This is a genomic window from Catenulispora yoronensis (assembly GCF_039531695.1).
Classification (GTDB): Bacteria; Actinomycetota; Actinomycetes; order Streptomycetales; family Catenulisporaceae; genus Catenulispora; species Catenulispora yoronensis.
In genome coordinates this window covers 84,819-101,237 of record NZ_BAAAQN010000004.1, presented here as the reverse complement: position 1 = coordinate 101,237, position 16,419 = coordinate 84,819, and the positions used below count along the sequence as shown (strand labels likewise).

15 protein-coding genes are annotated in these 16,419 nt (G+C 71.7%); 5 read left to right on the top strand and 10 right to left on the bottom strand.

Features of this window, described 5'->3' with window-relative positions:
* Positions 1–52 precede the first annotated feature (52 nt).
* Together ABD481_RS04540 and ABD481_RS04535 are read left to right on the top strand one after the other, a co-directional pair.
* On the top strand, positions 53–436 hold the full coding sequence (locus ABD481_RS04540) for a VOC family protein (protein WP_344664227.1): 384 nt from the start codon (positions 53–55) through the stop codon (positions 434–436).
* Positions 437–470: 34 nt separating this feature from the next.
* Positions 471–1,271, top strand: a complete 801-nt coding sequence (locus tag ABD481_RS04535; protein WP_344664226.1) for a DUF6348 family protein — start codon at positions 471–473, stop codon at positions 1,269–1,271.
* On the opposite strand, the gene ABD481_RS04530 is transcribed toward ABD481_RS04535, so the two are convergent.
* From ABD481_RS04530 to ABD481_RS04520, 3 genes are all read right to left on the bottom strand, one after another.
* Positions 1,254–3,203, bottom strand: a complete 1,950-nt coding sequence (locus ABD481_RS04530; protein ID WP_344664225.1) for an ABC transporter ATP-binding protein — start codon at positions 3,201–3,203, stop codon at positions 1,254–1,256. The genes ABD481_RS04535 and ABD481_RS04530 overlap by 18 nt on opposite strands.
* 65 nt (positions 3,204–3,268) lie before the next feature.
* Positions 3,269–3,949 carry an isochorismatase family protein gene (locus ABD481_RS04525; RefSeq protein WP_344664224.1) on the bottom strand — a complete coding sequence of 227 codons (681 nt, stop codon included), beginning with the start codon at positions 3,947–3,949 and terminating at the stop codon, positions 3,269–3,271.
* Positions 3,950–3,958: 9 nt separating this feature from the next.
* On the bottom strand, positions 3,959–4,969 hold the full coding sequence (locus ABD481_RS04520) for a sigma-70 family RNA polymerase sigma factor (protein ID WP_344664223.1): 1,011 nt from the start codon (positions 4,967–4,969) through the stop codon (positions 3,959–3,961).
* A 170-nt stretch (positions 4,970–5,139) separates the two neighbouring features.
* Between ABD481_RS04520 and ABD481_RS04515 the strand changes: the two genes are divergently transcribed.
* Complete coding sequence (locus tag ABD481_RS04515; protein ID WP_344664387.1) at positions 5,140–5,877, top strand: SDR family NAD(P)-dependent oxidoreductase; 738 nt, start codon at positions 5,140–5,142, stop codon at positions 5,875–5,877.
* 246 nt (positions 5,878–6,123) lie between these two features.
* Here the strand turns inward: ABD481_RS04515 and ABD481_RS04510 are convergent, their stop codons facing one another.
* On the bottom strand, positions 6,124–6,594 hold the full coding sequence (locus ABD481_RS04510; RefSeq protein WP_344664222.1) for a SecDF P1 head subdomain-containing protein: 471 nt from the start codon (positions 6,592–6,594) through the stop codon (positions 6,124–6,126).
* A gap of 10 nt (positions 6,595–6,604) precedes the next feature.
* On the opposite strand from ABD481_RS04510, the gene ABD481_RS04505 reads away from it, so the two are divergent.
* Positions 6,605–6,892 carry a hypothetical protein gene (locus ABD481_RS04505; RefSeq protein ID WP_344664221.1) on the top strand — a complete coding sequence of 96 codons (288 nt, stop codon included), beginning with the start codon at positions 6,605–6,607 and terminating at the stop codon, positions 6,890–6,892.
* A 211-nt stretch (positions 6,893–7,103) separates the two neighbouring features.
* Positions 7,104–8,132: a LacI family DNA-binding transcriptional regulator gene (locus ABD481_RS04500; RefSeq protein ID WP_344664220.1), complete on the top strand. Its 1,029-nt coding sequence runs from the start codon at positions 7,104–7,106 to the stop codon at positions 8,130–8,132.
* 36 nt (positions 8,133–8,168) lie between these two features.
* Here the strand turns inward: ABD481_RS04500 and ABD481_RS04495 are convergent, their stop codons facing one another.
* The 6 genes from ABD481_RS04495 to ABD481_RS04470 all read right to left on the bottom strand — a co-directional run bounded on the left by ABD481_RS04495 (position 8,169) and on the right by ABD481_RS04470 (position 16,403).
* Positions 8,169–8,825 (bottom strand): TetR/AcrR family transcriptional regulator, encoded by a 657-nt coding sequence (locus ABD481_RS04495; protein WP_344664219.1) that lies wholly within the window; start codon positions 8,823–8,825, stop codon positions 8,169–8,171.
* Positions 8,826–8,953: 128 nt separating this feature from the next.
* Positions 8,954–9,769 carry an enoyl-CoA hydratase family protein gene (locus tag ABD481_RS04490; RefSeq protein ID WP_344664218.1) on the bottom strand — a complete coding sequence of 272 codons (816 nt, stop codon included), beginning with the start codon at positions 9,767–9,769 and terminating at the stop codon, positions 8,954–8,956.
* Complete coding sequence (locus ABD481_RS04485) at positions 9,766–11,862, bottom strand: acetyl/propionyl/methylcrotonyl-CoA carboxylase subunit alpha (protein WP_344664217.1); 2,097 nt, start codon at positions 11,860–11,862, stop codon at positions 9,766–9,768. The genes ABD481_RS04490 and ABD481_RS04485 overlap by 4 nt, the downstream gene beginning before the upstream one ends.
* A gap of 10 nt (positions 11,863–11,872) precedes the next feature.
* Entirely contained in the window at positions 11,873–13,471 is a 1,599-nt protein-coding gene (locus ABD481_RS04480; protein WP_344664216.1) for an acyl-CoA carboxylase subunit beta, read from the bottom strand.
* Positions 13,468–14,685, bottom strand: coding sequence for an acyl-CoA dehydrogenase family protein (locus ABD481_RS04475; RefSeq protein ID WP_344664215.1), 1,218 nt, complete (start codon positions 14,683–14,685; stop codon positions 13,468–13,470). Before ABD481_RS04475 ends, ABD481_RS04480 begins: the two co-directional genes overlap by 4 nt.
* Positions 14,682–16,403, bottom strand: a complete 1,722-nt coding sequence (locus ABD481_RS04470; protein WP_344664386.1) for an acyclic terpene utilization AtuA family protein — start codon at positions 16,401–16,403, stop codon at positions 14,682–14,684. Before ABD481_RS04470 ends, ABD481_RS04475 begins: the two co-directional genes overlap by 4 nt.
* Positions 16,404–16,419 lie beyond the last annotated feature (16 nt).

The following is a 16,419-nucleotide window of genomic DNA, read 5'->3' as shown; positions in this document are numbered from 1 at the left end:
CTCCCGATCGGCGCGCACGGAAACCGTCGGACCGGTAGGGCAGGCTGGCGCCATGAAATCTCGCACAGGCGACATGTGGTGGGGCACGTCGGTCGAGGCGCCGGATCCCGGGGCCCTGGCCAGGTTCTACGTCGAGCTGCTCGGCTGGCACCTGGGCCACGAGGAGCCCGGCACGGCCGTCGTCGCCGCCTCGCCGCAGGGGCCGTTCTTCGTCTTCCAGCAGGCCGAGGGCTACCAGGCCCCGGTCTGGCCGCCGGTCGACGGCGCGCAGCGCCCGATGCTGCATTTCGACTTCCAGGTCGGCGACCTCGACGAGGCCGTGGCCGAGGCGGTCGCGCTGGGGGCCACGGTGGCGGAGGTCCAGCCGCAGGAGAACGTCCGGGTGTTGTTCGACCCGGCCGGACACCCCTTCTGTCTGTGCTTCGACCAAGGGTGACCGGGGCCGCCGCGATGCACTAATGTTCGCCGCCATGGGGTGGATCAAGCGGCGGACGGCGGCGCCGGAACCGGCACCGGTCGTGACCTACGAGGAATCGCCGGAGCGCCACGTCCTCGGGCTGCTGGCCGAGTCGCTGAACGCCCGGGGCGGCGGCTGGGAGATCACCGAGGCGACGAAGGGGCCGCTGTTGATGGGCCCCAGGGACGATCTCGCGGTCATCTTCGACCCGGGGGCCTGCGGCGACGACGATCCCTCCCCGGAACATCTCAGCCTGCTGGTTCTCTACGGCCTCGGCCGGCCGGGTGGGGCGACGCGGCTCATCGACTGCGTCAGCGTCCCCGGTCCGGACCTGGAGACCAGCCTCCAGCGGGCGGCGGAGACCTGGGCGGACACCACGGGGGCCGCGCTGCTCGCCGCGCTGGGCCTGCCGTCGCCGGTCGCCGGGCATTTCGGCGGCGACGATCCGAACGGCGTGCCGGGCTGGCACATCGTGGCCGGTGGCGTCGGCGGCTACGGAGCCGGCCCCGAGCACTCCGCGGTGAAGGACTGGCTGTTCGACAACCCGCCGTGGCGCCTGCTCGTCCCGGCGCTCGGCGAGGAACTGGACCGGTCCCGTCCGCACGCGGTCAAGGTGTTCCTCGCGGTCGGCAAGGGTACCGTCACCTCGGAGGTGCGGCTCGACGGCGAAGTGCACGAAGAGGCGAGTCTGGCCCTGATGGGCGCCGACTGGCCCCGGGTCCGGGACGTCGCGTCGGTGGGCCGGCTGTTCGCCATGCTCGCGCCGATGGACGACGAGGACTGCTACCACCCCGGACTACGGCTGGTGAACTAGCCGGTCGCCCTTCTCAAAGCTCTGCCGCTGAAGCCGGTAGCCCTTGGCGTACCAGCCGTCGGCGGCCATGAGCTCGGCGTGTGTGCCCTGCTCGGAGATGCGGCCCTCGGCGAAGACGTATATGTAGTCGGCGCATTCGGCGACGTTGCCCAGCCGGTGGGTGATCATCACCACGGTGCCGCCGTATTCACGCAGGCGATGGTAGAAGGCTGCTTCGGCCGCGGCGTCGAGGCTGGAGGTCGGTTCGTCGGCGATCACCAGCCCGGCGCGGCGGAAGAAGCCGCGGGCCAGGGCCAGGCGCTGCCACTGGCCGCCGGAGACGGACAGGCCGCCGCTGAGGCTGCGCTCCAGCAAAGTGTCGTAGCCGCGAGGCAGGGCCGTGATGAAGTCGTGGGCGTCGGCGTGGCGGGCGGCCTGCTCCACGCGCGAGGAGACCGCCAGCGCGGTCCAGTCGCCGATGCGGATGTTCTCCCCGGCGGTGAAGGGGAAGCGGGTGTGGTCCTGGTCGATGAACGCGATCCGGGAGCGCAGCGTCTCGACGTCCATCGCGGCGCTGTCGTGGCCGTCCCACAGGATCCGGCCGGTCTCCGGCAGGTAGAGGCGCGCGAGCAGCTTGGCCATGGTCGTCTTCGCCGCGCCGTTCTCCCCCACGAACGCGACGACCTGGCCGCGGCGCACGCGCAGCGAGACCCCGGCGACGGCGGGCGTCGTCGCTCCCTGATAGGTGAAGACGACATCCTCGGCCACAATCTCGGCGAAGTCCTCGGGGATCGGCTCGGTGCCCTCCGGGGGCAGGTGCCCGGCCGCGTCGTCGCAGAAGGCACGGTAATCGTCGAGGTAGAGGCCCTCGGCGTAGAGGTCGTTGATGTCCATCGCCAGGCTCAGCAACGCCTGCTGCACGCGGCTTACCGCCAGGTACGCCGTCCCGCCGACCGCCAGCGGGATCGCCTGGCGCCACAGGAGCAGCGCGAGGACGGCGTAGACGACGCCGGTGAAGAACCCCGCGACGGCGTTGCCCGCGATCATCGACATCGTCTCGGCGCGCACCAGCCGCAGGCGCTCGGCGAGGTAGGTGTCGGTGATCCGCCGATAGCGCTCCACGAGGTAGCCGGACAGGGACAACGCCCGGACCGCCGCGGCCGAACCGGTGGTCACCGCGAGGGACGTCAGCAGGTTCTGCCGCCGCCGTCCCTCCACCCAGCGCACGAACACCTTGTAGTCCAGCCGGGCCACACGCACGGCGGCCCACCACCGCGGCACCACCGACAGCAGAAGCAGCGGCACCAGGACCGGATGCAGCACCGCCAGGACGCCGGCCACGCCGATGAGCGTCGAAAGGCTCTGCAACACCAGCTGGGTGTTCATCAGCATCGAGCGGGCGGAGATCGACCCGCGCTCGGCCCGCTGCGAGGCGTCCACCCAGTCCGCCTTGTCGAACGCGACCAGCTCAGCCTTCGTACACAGCTCCTGGAGCCGGATCATCGCCCTGGCGTCCATCATCGGCCCGAGCTGCTGCGCGAGCGCCTTCGCCACCGAGTCGCAGAGCGAACGCGACACCGCCAGGACCAGCACCACCAGCATCGACGGCACCGCGGCCCGGATCCGGTCCGGCGTCGCACCGGCCCCGAACAACGGCGCGAGCACATCGGTGGTGGCGTACAACCCGAACGCCCCGGCCACCGACGACGCCGCCTGCACCAGCAGCAGCGCGACAGTCCGCGCCCGCGAAGCCTCGGCCGCCAGCCGGATCGAGGTGGCCACCAACATCGGCAGCCGCTTGGCCACGGTGCGATAGCCGGTGCCGGCGGTGCTGACGTATCCGGCACTCCACCCGTCGGGATCGGGAGCCATGTCGTCGACGACCGTCACGGGCACCGCGTCGACGTCGAACAGCCGTGTCACCCGACGCCAGAGGCGTGTCCACCGTCCCATCAGCTCAGTGTCATCGAGCGGCCGGGCGGCGTCGAGGGTGGTCGAAGGCTGATATGAGGGTCGGCTCAGCGGGCTTCGGCGGCGATCAGCTGGAGCACTTCGGCGGTCGGGCGCACGTCTCCGAAGCTGCGGTAGATCGTGTGCAGCGTCGCGTTCAGGTCCTGGTCGCGGACGGCGGCATTGCCGTCGGCGACCATGATGGTGCGGAACCCGCGGGTCGACGCGTCGCGCGCCGAGGATTCACAGCAGACGTTGGCGACGGTGCCGGTGATCAACACGGTTTCCACGTTCCGCTCGCGCAGTTGTTCGGCAAGCGGGCATCCGCCGGGGAAGAACGCGCTGGCGGTGCTTTTCTCGACCAACAGATCCTCGTCCCGGACAGTGAGCTCGGGGATGACGCGTTCGCGCAGCGGACCGGTGCCGCCGCTGGAGCGGAACAGTTCGGCCGTCCGCGGGCCGTAGAACTCGGCGAAGGTGCCCGAAGGCCCGCCGCCGACCTTGCCCGGGAGCACCCACGCGACTGTACCGCCGGCGGCGCGCAGGGCATCCGCGATGCGCATGATGTTCGGGACGATGCCCCGGACGTAGTCGAGATCTGCGAAGAACGGCACCATGTCGATCACGGCCAGGGCGGTGCGTGCCGGGTCGAGATGGTTGAAGGCGTGGCGCTTGCCGCGCCGTGACTCCTGCCGGAGGTATTCGCGTTCTTCGATCATCCAGTTGTGAAGCGGGGCCTCCTCGGTCATGAACGGACCCTATGCCACCATCGTGCGCGGCATGCCGAGCAGCGTGGCGATCCCGATCTCGAAGTGTGTCAGTTCATTGATGCGGTCGCCGGCGTAGCCCACGACCACGAGGCCGACGCAGTGGAACACGCCGGTCAGCGGGTCGCGGGTGTATTCGGCCCAGGCCGGCTGGTTGTTGGCGCGGGTCGGCAGTAGGCGGGTGATCAGGCTGCGGTGCGGGTGGACCGCGCTGAAGAAGCGGCGGGCGTCGTCGCGGCCGCGGTATTCGAAGGTCAGTGGGGGCATGCGGACCCAGACGTCGTCCGTCATCAGGGCGATCAGGGCGTTGACGTCGTGGCTCAGGAACGCCGCGACGAAGCGGTCGGCCAGTTCCTGCTCCTGGGTGCTGCCCGGGGCCGGGGCGGGCGGGCCCGGGGTGCGCGCGGCGTCGAGCGTGGTGCGGGCTCGTTTGAGCGCGCTGGTGACGGCGCTCTCGGTCAGTCCGAGCAGGTCGGCGGTCTCGGCGGCGCGGTAGCCGAGCACGTCGCGCAGGAGCAGGACCGCGCGCTGGTTCGGCGGGAGGAGTTGCAGCGCGGTCAGGAACGCCAGCGACACCGCCTCGCGGGCTTCGTAGCGGGCCTCGGGGCCGGGCTCGGTGTCCGGCAGGCCGTCGAGCAGCAGGTCGGGGAAGGGCTGGAGCCATGGCACCTCGCCGTGCAGCGAGGTCTCGGGCACCCAGCCGGCGACCGACGTGGCTTCGGGCCCCGTCGTGACCGGCCGGCGGGAGGTGGAGCGCAGGGCATTGAGACAGCGGTTGGTCGCGATGCGGTGCAGCCAGGTCCGCACCGAGGACCGGCCCTCGAAGCCCTCCAGTCCCATCCAGGCCGAGAGCAGCGTCTCCTGAAGCGTGTCCTCGGCGTCCTGGAACGAGCCGAGCATGCGGTAGCACAGCAGGTGCAGCTCGGTCCGATAGGGCTGGACCAGCTCGGCGAAGGCGTCGCGGTCGCCGGAGCGGGCCCGGTTCAGCAGTTCCGCGGACATGGATGACCTCTCTCGCGACGGGGACGGCGGAGGTGGACGGCCTCCCTCATTGCTACTGACACCGCTCCGGGCGGGAAGTGTTCGGTCCAGCGGCACCCAGTTTCCGCCGCGCGGGATGTCTGTCACTGGTGTAAGCCCTTTCCCGAATCCGATCGGAGCACGACACCATGATGAACACCGAGCCGACCCGCGACCCGGTATCCGGCCGGGCGGTCCTGATCACCGGCGCCAACCGCGGCCTGGGCCAGGCCCTGGTCGAGGAGGCGTTGCGGCGCGGCGCGCGGCGGGTCTACGCCGGGTCGCGGCAGCCGCTGACGCACCCCGACGCCCGGGTCACACCGCTGCTGCTGGACGTCACGGACACCGCGCACATCGAGGCCGCCGTCAAGGCCGTCGACGAACTCGACCTGCTGATCAACAACGCCGGGGTGTCGACGCCGGAGGCGCTCGACGACCGCGAGTCGCTGGACCGGCACCTGGCCGTCAACCTCTACGGGCCCTGGTCGCTGACCCAGGCCTTCCGGCCGCACATCACCGCCGCCCACGGCACCGTCGTCAATGTCCTGTCACTGGCCGCCGTGGCCTCGCTGCCGATAATGCCCGCGTACTCGATGTCGAAGGCGGCGGCGCTGTCGCTGACCCAGGCGACCCGGGCCCTGCTGGCCGCCGACGGCGTGCGGGTGCACGCGGTGCTGGCCGGACCGATCGACACCGACATGTCGCGCGACCTGCCGATCCAGAAGACGCCGCCGGAGGCGGTGGCGCGCGCCGTGCTGGACGCGGTGGCGGAGGGCACCGAGGACATCTTCCCCGACCCGTGGTCGGCGACGCTGGCCGAGGCTTGGAACGGCGGTCCGGTCCGCAAGCTTGAGCAGGACAACGCGGCGCTGCTGACGCAGCTTGGCTGAGCGGACGGCTCCATAGCGACGCCGGGCCGGGCCGGGCATGTGCGGGCCGGCCCGGCACCCGGTACGCAGCAAGGGGTGCACGCCGGGACGCTGGTCGGAGAGTAGGAGCGGAGAGTAAGAGCTGAGCTCCGGCCAGAGTCAGCGCCTGCATCTGCGCCCGCGTCAGCGTCTGCGTCGGTGTTGGTGTTGGTGTCGGTGTCTGTGCCTGCGTCTGCGTCTGCGTTGGTGCCTGCGTCGGCGTCTGCGTCAGTGCTGGGCGCCGGCCGTGAAGGCGGCGGCCAGCGCGGCAGCCTCGCCCTGGTCGAACTGGCCGCTGATCTGAATGCGGCCGTCGGTGATCGGTGACTGCACCAGGGGCGCCGACTCAACGGTCGCGCCAACGGTGATCGCGAGCTGGCCGCTGTTGGCGGCCATGGATGCGGTCAGCGCGGCGAAGTCCTTGGCCCCGATGGCGTCGAAGGTCACGTCGACCTGCCACCTGCCGTCGACCGCGGTGGACTTCGCACTGCTGATATGAGCCCCGGACAGCGCTGAGGGACCGAGGAGATACTTGTCCGCCAGGCCGTCGACCGAGCATGCGGCGAGGTAGTCGCCGTCCGCGGTGGACGGCAGCTGCTCGGGATGCGCGCAGTCCAGGGCGCCCAGGGCGGTCTCGGCACGGGTCTCGGAGTCGTTGGCCGCCGTCGGCATCGCGCCCTGGCCGCCCACCCAGATCACAGGGCGAAACGTGATCGACCCGGAGCCGCGCGACGTGCTCGACGAGGACGGCGAACTCGCCGAATCCGGGGTGTCAGGAGAACTGGGCGAACCAGGCGAACTCGGACTGCTCGGACCGCCCGAAGAATGCGCCGAGCCCGATGGCGAACTCTGCGCGGTCGGCGTGGCTTTCACCGACCCCGAGTCGCTGCATCCCGCCACCGTCACAGCCATCGCCATGGCGCCGACAACCGCCACCGTCGCCCCACGCACCGAACGCGCCACGTCCCGCCCCTATATGCATCTGCGCCCGAAGTAGAACCAGTGGACGTTAACATAGCCGATCAGCCGCCCACTGGTTAATGCGCTTTTTCGGAGCATTTGGAATAGTGAGCAATGACAGGCCCGGGTTTGCTGGGAAAAGGCATTCACGCCCGACCCCTGTCAATGCTCTGTGTTCTGGCCGGATACGTTTCCGCCCCGTCGGGGGTGATCTTTCACAGTGAGCTGTGATCGGCTATGGTCTGTGCATGGTGGACATCCGCGAGTTGGCGCGGCGCAGCGGGGTCTCGCCGGCCACGGTGTCGCGGGCCCTGAACGACCGTGCCGAGGTGAGCCCGGAGACCCGGCGCCGCGTGCTGGAACTGGCCGAGGAGCTGGGGTACTCCCCCAACCAGCCGGCCCGCACCCTGGTGCGCAGGCGCTCGGACATGGTGGGGCTGATCTGGGACACCGGCTACGCCACCCAGAACCGGCGGCACCCCTTCCTGCAGGACCTGTTCGTGGGCATCAAGCAGACGCTGGCCGAGAGCGGCCACCATCTGATGCTGCTGTCCACGGCCGACTTCGGCGCGGGGGTGGACGTCTACGTGCGCGCGGCGCGGCAGCACAGCCTGGCCGGAGTGATCATGATGGGCGTGGACGAGGCGCATCCGGCGCTGACCGCCCTGGTCGACACCGGCATACCCGGCGTCGGCATAGACCTGTCGCTGCAACGCAACCGCACGACCTACGTCACCTCGGACAACCGCACCGGCGCCGCGGCCGCGGTCCGGCACCTGTTCGACCTCGGCCACCGCGCGATCGCCACGATCACCGGCCCGCTGAGCCTGATGCCCGCCGCCGAGCGCCTGGCCGGTTACGAGCACGAGATGGCGCGGCTGGGCCTGTCGCCGCACCCCGACCATGTGGTCACCGGCGACTTCTTCCTCTCCAGCGGCTACGACTGCGCCGCGCAGCTGCTGGCGCTGCCGGAACCGCCGACCGCGATCTTCGCCGCCGGCGACGAGATGGCCATCGGAGCGCTGCACGCGCTGGCCGACGCCGGCCTACGGGCCCCGGACGACGTCGCGGTCGTCGGCTTCGACGACATCGAGGCCGCCTCGCTGGTCCGTCCCACGCTGACCACCGTCGCGCAGGACCGCGTGGGCCTCGGCGCGGGCGCCGTGCAGGCGCTGCTCAGCGCGCTGGACGACGACGGCGCGGTGCAGGCACCGTTGCAGGTCGCGACGCGGCTGGTGGTCCGGGGATCGTGCGGAGGCACGCCGACCGGAGGCTGAAGCGACGGGGATGGCCTGGAGCGTTGCGGGCGGAACCTACGTCTTCACCGGAGCTTTGGCCTTGGCGTTTGCCTTGTCGCCCCGCGTCCCGGCCGCCGCCCCCGACCCCGCCCCCAGCACCACGTCCAAATGCCCCGCCCACGCCCGCACGACCTCCGCCCGCCGGACCGAGTCGTCCGTGAGCACGTCGGCGAGGCCGAGGCCGCGGGCCAGGTCCAGCGTGGCCTGGACCAGCCGGTGGCCGACCTCGTCGTCGTCCTGCACCCCGAGCGCCTCGATCGCCATCCGGTAGGCGACACGGCCGAACTTCTGCTCCAGCGGGACCACCCGGAGGCGGAGCGACTCGTCGGCGGCCGCGGCCGTCCAGACTTGCAGCGCGGCCTTGAACAGGGTGCCGGTGAAGTGCTCCACCAGCCGCGCCACCACGGTCTCGGTCGGGGTGGCGCCGCGCAGCGTGGTCAGCTCGGCGCGGGTCAGCTCGATGCGTTCGTCGAACATGTGCTCCAGCGCGGCGGTGATCAGCTCCTCGCGGGTCGGGAAGTGGTGCTGAGCCGCTCCCCGGGACACCCCGGCGCGCTCGGCGACCACCGCGACGGTGGTGGCGCTCCAGCCCACTTCGGCGAGGCATTCCACGCACGCCTCCAACAGCCGGCGGCGGGTGGCTCGGCTTCGGTCCTGCTGAGGCTCGCGCATCGGCGGTGCTACCTGTCTGGTCGGCTCGCTGCGTGGTCGGACGGCCGGCAGTCGGCTCGCCGACAGTCGGCCCACTGGCAGTCGCTTCACTGTCAGGCGGGCCACTGTCAGCTCGTTGTCGGCTGGCGCTATTGTGCCCATCGCGGGGGCCGGCGCTGCAAGAAGGCCGTCATCCCCTCGACGGCCTCCTCCGAGGCGAACAGGCGCGCCGAGGTGGAGGCGAGCGTGTCGGCGCGCTCGTCGAAGGCGGCCAAAATCGGGGCGGTCAGCAGCTTCTTGGACTCGGCGAGTCCCTGGGGCGAGCACTTCCGCAGCACGTCGAGCAGCTGGTTCACGCCGTCCTGCAACTCCTCGGGGCTGGAGGTCACCAGCCCGCCGTCGAAGGCGACGTCCGCGTCGACGGTCTCCCCGGTGAGGAACAGGTAGGCGGCGAACTGGGGATCCAACCGGGGCAGCACCGTCAGCGAGATGATCGACGGCGCCACTCCCAGCCGCACCTCGGTGAGCGCGAACGTCGAGGCCGGCCCGGCGATCGCGAAGTCGCACGCCGTCATCAGGCCCATGCCCCCGGCCCGCACGTGGCCGTCCACCGCCGCGATCACCGGCTTCGGCAGCTCGACCAGCGCCCGCAGCAGCCCGGCCAGCGCCCGGGCCCGCCCGGCCGCCGGGCCTTCGGGGTCCACCGGCTCGCCGGTGGCCTCCGCCAGGTCGGCACCGGCGCAGAAGGTGGTGCCGGTGTGCCCGAGCACGACCACGCGGACGCCCGGGTCGGCGGCGGCGGTCCGGAGCGCGGCGTGCAGCTGGGCCACGAGGCGCGAGGACAAGGCGTTGCGGTTGTGCGGGGAGTCGAGCGTCACGCGGGCGACGCCGTCCGCCACTTCGTACCGGACCAGCACCGCTTCCCCCGGCACCGCTTCCCCGGACTCGTTCGGCGACCCGCTCATTCCGTCTCCTCCTCAACGACTGCCAGCACGGCACCCACGTCCACCTGGCTCCCGGCCGCGACCGGCAGCGCGGTCACCACTCCGGCCACCGGGGCGGACACCTGATGCTCCATCTTCATGGCCTCCAGCCACAAGATCGGCTGGCCGGCCGCCACGACGTCGCCGACGGCCGCGCCGAGCCGTACCACCGTGCCCGGCATCGGGGCCAGCAACGATCCGGCGGCGACGGCGTCGGCGGGATCCACGAAGTCGGGAGCCAGCGTGAACGACACCGAACCGGACGCGGAGTCCACCACGACCGCGTCGCCGTAGCGGCCGATCCGGAAGGTCCGACGCAGACCCTTGATGTCGAGCACGACCTCGTCCGGGGCGGCCGAGACCAGGGCGACGGCGTCGAAGCCCTCGGCGGTCAGGCCGTCGCGGCCGAGCCGGTAACGGATCTCGTGCTCGGACGAGCCCGCGGAGCCGAGGGAACCTGAGGAACCAGGAGAACCAGGAGAACCAAGCGAACCGGCGGAGCCAGGCGAACCGGCGATCAGGACTCTGCGCTGCGACTGCGACGGCAGGTTCCGCCAGCCGCTCGGCAGCCCGGCGAGCACCGGTGCCGCGCGCCGGTTCGCGGCGGCGACGGCGAGCGCCGCCGCCAGGGCTGACAGCCGCTCGTTCTCGGGGGTCACCAGCGGTGCGGCCAGGGTGTCCAGACCGTGGGTGGCGAAGAAGGCCGTGTCGGTGTCGCCGGCCAGGAAGGCGGGGTGTCGCAGGACGTTGACCAGCAGGTCGCGGTTGGTCACCAGGCCGTGGATCTCGGCCGCGGCCAGGGTCGAGGCGAGCAGGCGCGCGGCCTCGTCGCGGCGCGGGGCCCAGACGATCACCTTCGCCAGCATCGGGTCGTAGTGGACGCCGACGACCGACCCGGACTCAACGCCGGAGTCCAGGCGCACCAAGGGTTCGGACCGGCTGCTCGGATCGGCGGTCTCGAACGCGTATCCGACTCCGGGGACGGAGAACCGGTGCAGCGTTCCGGAGGCCGGCTGCCAGTCCTTCGCCGGGTCCTCGGCATACAGGCGTACTTCGACGGCCGAGCCGTGGGTCGCGGGTTCCTGCGCGGCGGGCAACCGTTCGCCGGAGGCGACGCGGAGCTGCCAGGCGACCAGGTCGAGCCCGGTCGTCAGTTCGCTGACAGGGTGTTCGACCTGGAGCCGGGTGTTCATCTCCAGGAAGGCGAAGGAGCCGTCCGGGGCGACGAGGAACTCGACCGTTCCGGCGCCGACGTAGCCGATGGTGCGGGCGGCGTCGCGCGCCGCAGTGAACAGTTTTTCGCGCAGTCCGGGCATGGCCTGCACGAAGGGCGACGGCGCTTCCTCGACCACTTTCTGGTGCCGGCGCTGGATCGAGCATTCGCGTTCGCCGACCGCCCAGACGGTGCCGTGCGCGTCGGCGAGGATCTGGACCTCGATGTGGCGTCCGGTCTCGATGTACTGCTCGCAGAACACGGTGCCGTCGCCGAACGCTGATTCGGCCTCGGCGCGTGCGGCCTGCCATTGGGCGGGCAGGTCGGCGAGGTCGCGGACGACGCGCATGCCGCGTCCGCCGCCGCCGGCTGAGGCCTTGATCAGCACGGGCAAGTCGGCCTCGGCCACGTCGTCGGGGCTCAGTTCCCTGAGGACGGGGACGCCGGCGGCGGCCATCATCTTCTTGGCGGCGACCTTCGATCCCATCGCGGCGATGGCTTGCGGGGGCGGGCCGATCCAGCGCAGTCCGGCGTCCAGGACGGCTTGGGCGAAGTCGGCCTTCTCGGAGAGGAATCCGTAGCCGGGGTGGATGGCGTCGGCTCCGGCCGCGAGCGCCGCGCCGATCAGCAGATCAGTACGCAGATAGGTCTGCGCGGAGCTCTCGCCGGGCAGCCGTACGGCGACGTCGGCTTCGCGGACGTGCGGAGCGGCGGCGTCGGCGTCGGAGAACACGGCGACGGTGCCGTAGCCGAGGCGGCGGCAGGTCGCGAAGACGCGGCGGGCGATCTCGCCGCGGTTCGCGACGAGCACCGATCGCACGGGACCGGTGGCGAACACCGAGCCGATAGCGAACTCAATCATGGAAGTCCTTCTAGAGACGGAACACGCCATATCGCTCGGCGCCGCGCACCGGCGCCGTCGCGATCACGGACAGACAGAACCCGACGATGGTCCGGGTGTCGCGCGGGTCGATGACGCCGTCGTCGTAGACGCGGCCGGACAGGAACAGCGGCAGGGACTCGGCCTCGATCTGGGCCTCGACGAGTCCGCGCATCTGGGCGTCGGCGGCCTCGTCGAAGGGCTGGCCCTTGGCCTCCGCCGAGCCGCGCATGACCAGCGAGATGACGCCGGCCAGCTGGGCCGGGCCCATCACCGCGGACTTGGCGCTGGGCCAGGCGAACAGGAACCGGGGGTCGTAGGCGCGGCCGCACATGCCGTAGTGCCCGGCGCCGTAGGAGGCGCCCATCAGAATCGAGATGTGCGGGACGGTCGAGTTCGACACGGCGTTGATCATCTGGGCGCCGTGCTTGATGATGCCCTTCTGCTCGTACTCCTTGCCGACCATGTAGCCGGTGGTGTTGTGCAGGAACAGCAGCGGTGTGTCGTAGCGGTTGGCGAGCTGGATGAACTGCGCGGCCTTCTGCGCCTCCTCGCTGAACAGCACGCCGCGGGTGTTGGCCAGGATCCCGACCGGGTAGCCGTGGATCTCGGCCCAGCCGGTGGCCAGCGAGGACCCGTACAGCGGTTTGAACTCGTCGAAGTCCGAGCCGTCGGTAACGCGGGCGACGACCTCGCGCGGGTCGAACGGCGTCTTCAGGTCCGGCGGCACGATCCCGAGCAGGTCGTCCTCGGGATACAGCGGCGGCGGCACCGCGGCGCGGGGCTCAGGGCCCTGCTTGCGCCAATTCAGCCTGCTGACGATGCGCCGTCCGATCCGGATCGCGTCCTGCTCGTCGGCGGCCAGGTAGTCGGCCAGGCCGGAGGTGCGGGCGTGCATCTCGGCGCCGCCGAGCGACTCGTCGTCGCTCTCCTCGCCGGTGGCCATCCTCACCAGCGGCGGGCCGCCGAGGAAGACCTTGGACCGCTCCTTGATCATCACTACGTGGTCGGACATGCCCGGGATGTAGGCGCCGCCGGCGGTGGAGTTGCCGAACACGATGGCGATGGTCGGGATCCCGGCCGCCGAGGCGCGGGTGAGGTCGCGGAAGGTGCGTCCGCCGGGGATGAACACCTCCTTCTGCGTCGGCAGGTCGGCGCCGCCGGACTCGACGAGCGCGATCACCGGCAGCCGGTTCTGTTCGGCGATCTCGTGGGCCCGGAAGGACTTGCGCAGGGTCCACGGGTTCGTGGCGCCGCCGCGCACGGTGGGGTCGTTGGCGACGATCAGGCACTCCACGCCGGACACCACGCCGATGCCGGTGACCAGCGCGGCGCCGACGGTGAACTCGCTGCCCCAGCCGGCCAGGGGCGAGAGCTCCAGGAACGGCGAGTCCGGGTCGAGCAGCAGCTCGATGCGTTCGCGGGCCGGCAGCTTGCCGCGGTCGTGGTGGCGCGCGGTGTACTTCGCGCCGCCGCCGGCCAGCGCCTTGGCGTGCTCGTCCTGGATCTGGGCCAGCTTGGCGCGCATCGCCTCGGCGTTGGCGACGTGCTCGGGCGAGGCGGCGTCCAGCGCCGTGCGCAGCGCGGTCACGAGCGGAAGCCCAGCACGCGGGCGGCCAGACCGGTCATGACCTCGGTGGCGCCGCCACCGATCCCCAGGATCCGCACGTCGCGGTAGTGGCGTTCGACTTCTGATTCGCGCATGTAGCCGAGGCCTCCGAACAGTTGCAGGGCTTGGGTGGCGACCCATTCGGCGGTCTCGACCGCGGTGTTCTTGGCGAAGCAGACTTCCGCGATGAGGTCGGCGCCCGAGGCGCCCGGGACGCCTGAGCCATCCGAAGGGTCCGAGGCGTCCGGCCGGTCCTGGGCCACGGAGCGGTCGACGAGCGCGTGGGTGTAGGTGCGGGCCACGTCGATCTTGCGGGCCATCTCGGTGAGGGTGTTCTGCACCAGCTGGCGGCCGATCAGCGGCTTGCCGAAGGTCTCGCGGTTGCGGGTCCACTCCACGGCCAGGTCCAGGCAGCGCTGCGCGTGGGAGTAGGCCTGCGCGGCCAGGGCGACGCGCTCGGACAGGAAGTGCTCGGCCAGTTGGAAGAACCCTGAGTCCGGCGCGCCGACCAGGTTCTCCACCGGTACGCGCGCGTCCTGGAACGCCAGTTCGGCGGTGTCGGAGCACAGCCATCCCAGCTTCTCCAGGCGGCGGCTGACCGTGAAGCCCGGCGTGCCCTTCTCCACGACCAGCAGCGAGATGCCCGCGGCGCCGGGGCCGCCGGTGCGGACCGCGGTCACGACATAGTCGGCGCGCACACCGGAGGTGATGAAGGTCTTGGCGCCGTTCACGACGTAGTGGTCGCCGTCACGGCGCGCGGTGGTCGTGATCCGGGCGACGTCGCTGCCGCCGCCCGGTTCGGTGACGGCGAGCGCCCCGATCAGCTCCCCGGCCAGCGTCGGCCGGACCCAGCGGGCGATCTGCGCCGGGTCGCCGGCCGCGACCAGGTGCGGGGTCGCTATGCCGCAGGTGAACAAGGATGCGAACAAGCCGCCGGAGCCGCCGGCGTAGTGCATCTCCTCGTTGACCGTGATGGCGTCGATCAGGTCGCCGCCTCCGCCGCCCGCGGCGATCGGGTGGGCGACGCCCAGGAGGCCGAGGGATCCGGCCTTCTTGGACAGCTCGCGCGGGAGTTCGCCGGAGCGCTCCCAGGCGTCGAGGTTCGGCAGCACCTCCTGCTCGGTGAACCTGCGGACGGTGTGGCGCAGGGCCCTGCGTTCCTCGGTCGACCAGGCCGGGCCGGACAGGCGGTTCACTGCTCGCTTCCTTTCAGCAGGCAGGCGGGGAGGGCGGCATGGCGGGCCCGCAGCCATTCGCCGAGGCCCTTGGCCTGCGGGTCGAAGCGGGCCTGCTCGGAGACGCCAGCGCCGAGCAGGCCCTCGATGAGGAAGTTGACGGCGCGCAGGTTCGGGAAGACGTGGCGGGTGACGGCGAGTCCGGCGGTCTCGGGAAGCAGGGTTTTGAGGCGCTCGACGGTGAGCTCGTGGGCGAGCCAGCGCCAGGCGGCGTCGTCGGCCGAGGGCCGGGCCCAGACGCCGAGGTTGGCGTCGCCGCCTTTGTCGCCGCTGCGGGCGCCGTAGACGAGGCCCAGCGGGGCGGTGCGGGCGGGTTCGGCGTCCGGGAGCGGCGCGGGAAGCGGTTCGGGGAGGCCGGCGTCGGGGGCCGGCTCCAGGACGCGGGTCTGCGTCCGCTCGGGGGGCGGGATCGCGACGCGGGTGCCGTCGGGCAGGACGGCGGTGTGTGCGACCTCCGCGGCGTCGATGTAGGCGGCGGTGTAGACGCCGTAGGGCGCGGCGGCTCCGGGCGGAGCGGTCATGGTGAAGCCGGGGTAACCGGACAGCGCGAGCTCGACGGCGGCGCCGCTGAAGGCGCGTCCGATGGTGTCGGGGTTCTGGTCGCGGACGACGCAGCGCAGCAGCGCGCTGGCGGTCTCCTCGGTGTCGGCGTCGGGGCGGTCGGTGCGGACCAGGGTCCAGTCGACGGACGCCGGGGTGGTGGCCAGGCCGTCGGCGAGCTGGGCCCGGACCAGGTCGGCCTTGGCCTCGATGGACAGGCCGGTGAGGACGAACTCGACCTCGTTGCGGAAGCCGCCGAGGCGGTTCAGGCAGACCTTCAGCGTGGGCGGCGGGGCTTCGCCGCGTACCCCGCTGATCCGGACGCGGTCCGGGCCGTCCTGGGCCAGGGTGACCGAGTCCAGGCGCGCGGTGGCGTCAGGGTTCGCATAGCGGTGGCCGCCGATCTCGTAGAGCAGTTGGGCGGTGACGGTGCCCACGCTCACCGCGCCGCCGGTGCCGGGGTGCTTGGTGATGACACTGGAGCCGTCGGCGTGCAGCTCGGCGATGGGGAAGCCGGGGCGGCGCAGGTCGGCGATCTCGGTGAAGAAGGCGTAGTTGCCGCCGGTGGCCTGGGCGCCGCATTCGATGACGTGGCCGGCAACGACGGCGCCGGCCAGGCGGTCGTGGTCGCCGGGCTGCCAGCCGAAGTGCGCGACGGCGGGGCCGACGACCAGCGAGGCGTCGGTGACGCGGCCGGTGACGACGACGTCGGCGCCGGCGCGCAGGCAGGCGGCGATGCCAAAGCCGCCGAGGTAGGCGTTGGCGGTCAGCGCGTCGGTATAGCCGAGGTCGGCGGCGCGCGGGAGGAGGTCGTCGCCCTCGACGTGGGCGATCGCGGCGTCCAGACCGAGGGTCGCGGCCAGTGCGCGGAGCCTGGCGGCCAGGCCGGCCGGGTTCAGGCCGCCGGCGTTGGCGACGATCTTGACGCCGCGGTCGAGCGCCGGGCCGAGGCTGTCCTCCAGCTGGCGGAGGAAGGTCTTGGCGTAGCCGAGGTCGGGGTTCTTCATCCGGTCGCGGCCGAGGATGAGCATGGTGAGCTCGGCGAGGTAGTCGCCGGTGAGGACGTCGAGGGCGCCGCCTTCGAGCATTTCGCGGACGGCGGTGAAGCGGTCGCCGTAGAAGCCGGAGGCGTTGCCGATGCGGAGGGGGGTGGTC

Coding starts and splice junctions, on each gene's coding strand:
- ABD481_RS04485 (WP_344664217.1), bottom strand. CDS start 11,862: ATGATTGAGTTCGCTATCGGCTCGGTGTTCGCCACCGGTCCCGTGCGA.
- ABD481_RS04515 (WP_344664387.1), top strand. CDS start 5,140: ATGAACACCGAGCCGACCCGCGACCCGGTATCCGGCCGGGCGGTCCTG.
- ABD481_RS04535 (WP_344664226.1), top strand. CDS start 471: ATGGGGTGGATCAAGCGGCGGACGGCGGCGCCGGAACCGGCACCGGTC.
- ABD481_RS04490 (WP_344664218.1), bottom strand. CDS start 9,769: ATGAGCGGGTCGCCGAACGAGTCCGGGGAAGCGGTGCCGGGGGAAGCG.
- ABD481_RS04525 (WP_344664224.1), bottom strand. CDS start 3,949: ATGACCGAGGAGGCCCCGCTTCACAACTGGATGATCGAAGAACGCGAA.
- ABD481_RS04530 (WP_344664225.1), bottom strand. CDS start 3,203: ATGGGACGGTGGACACGCCTCTGGCGTCGGGTGACACGGCTGTTCGAC.
- ABD481_RS04495 (WP_344664219.1), bottom strand. CDS start 8,825: ATGCGCGAGCCTCAGCAGGACCGAAGCCGAGCCACCCGCCGCCGGCTG.
- ABD481_RS04520 (WP_344664223.1), bottom strand. CDS start 4,969: ATGTCCGCGGAACTGCTGAACCGGGCCCGCTCCGGCGACCGCGACGCC.
- ABD481_RS04540 (WP_344664227.1), top strand. CDS start 53: ATGAAATCTCGCACAGGCGACATGTGGTGGGGCACGTCGGTCGAGGCG.
- ABD481_RS04500 (WP_344664220.1), top strand. CDS start 7,104: ATGGTGGACATCCGCGAGTTGGCGCGGCGCAGCGGGGTCTCGCCGGCC.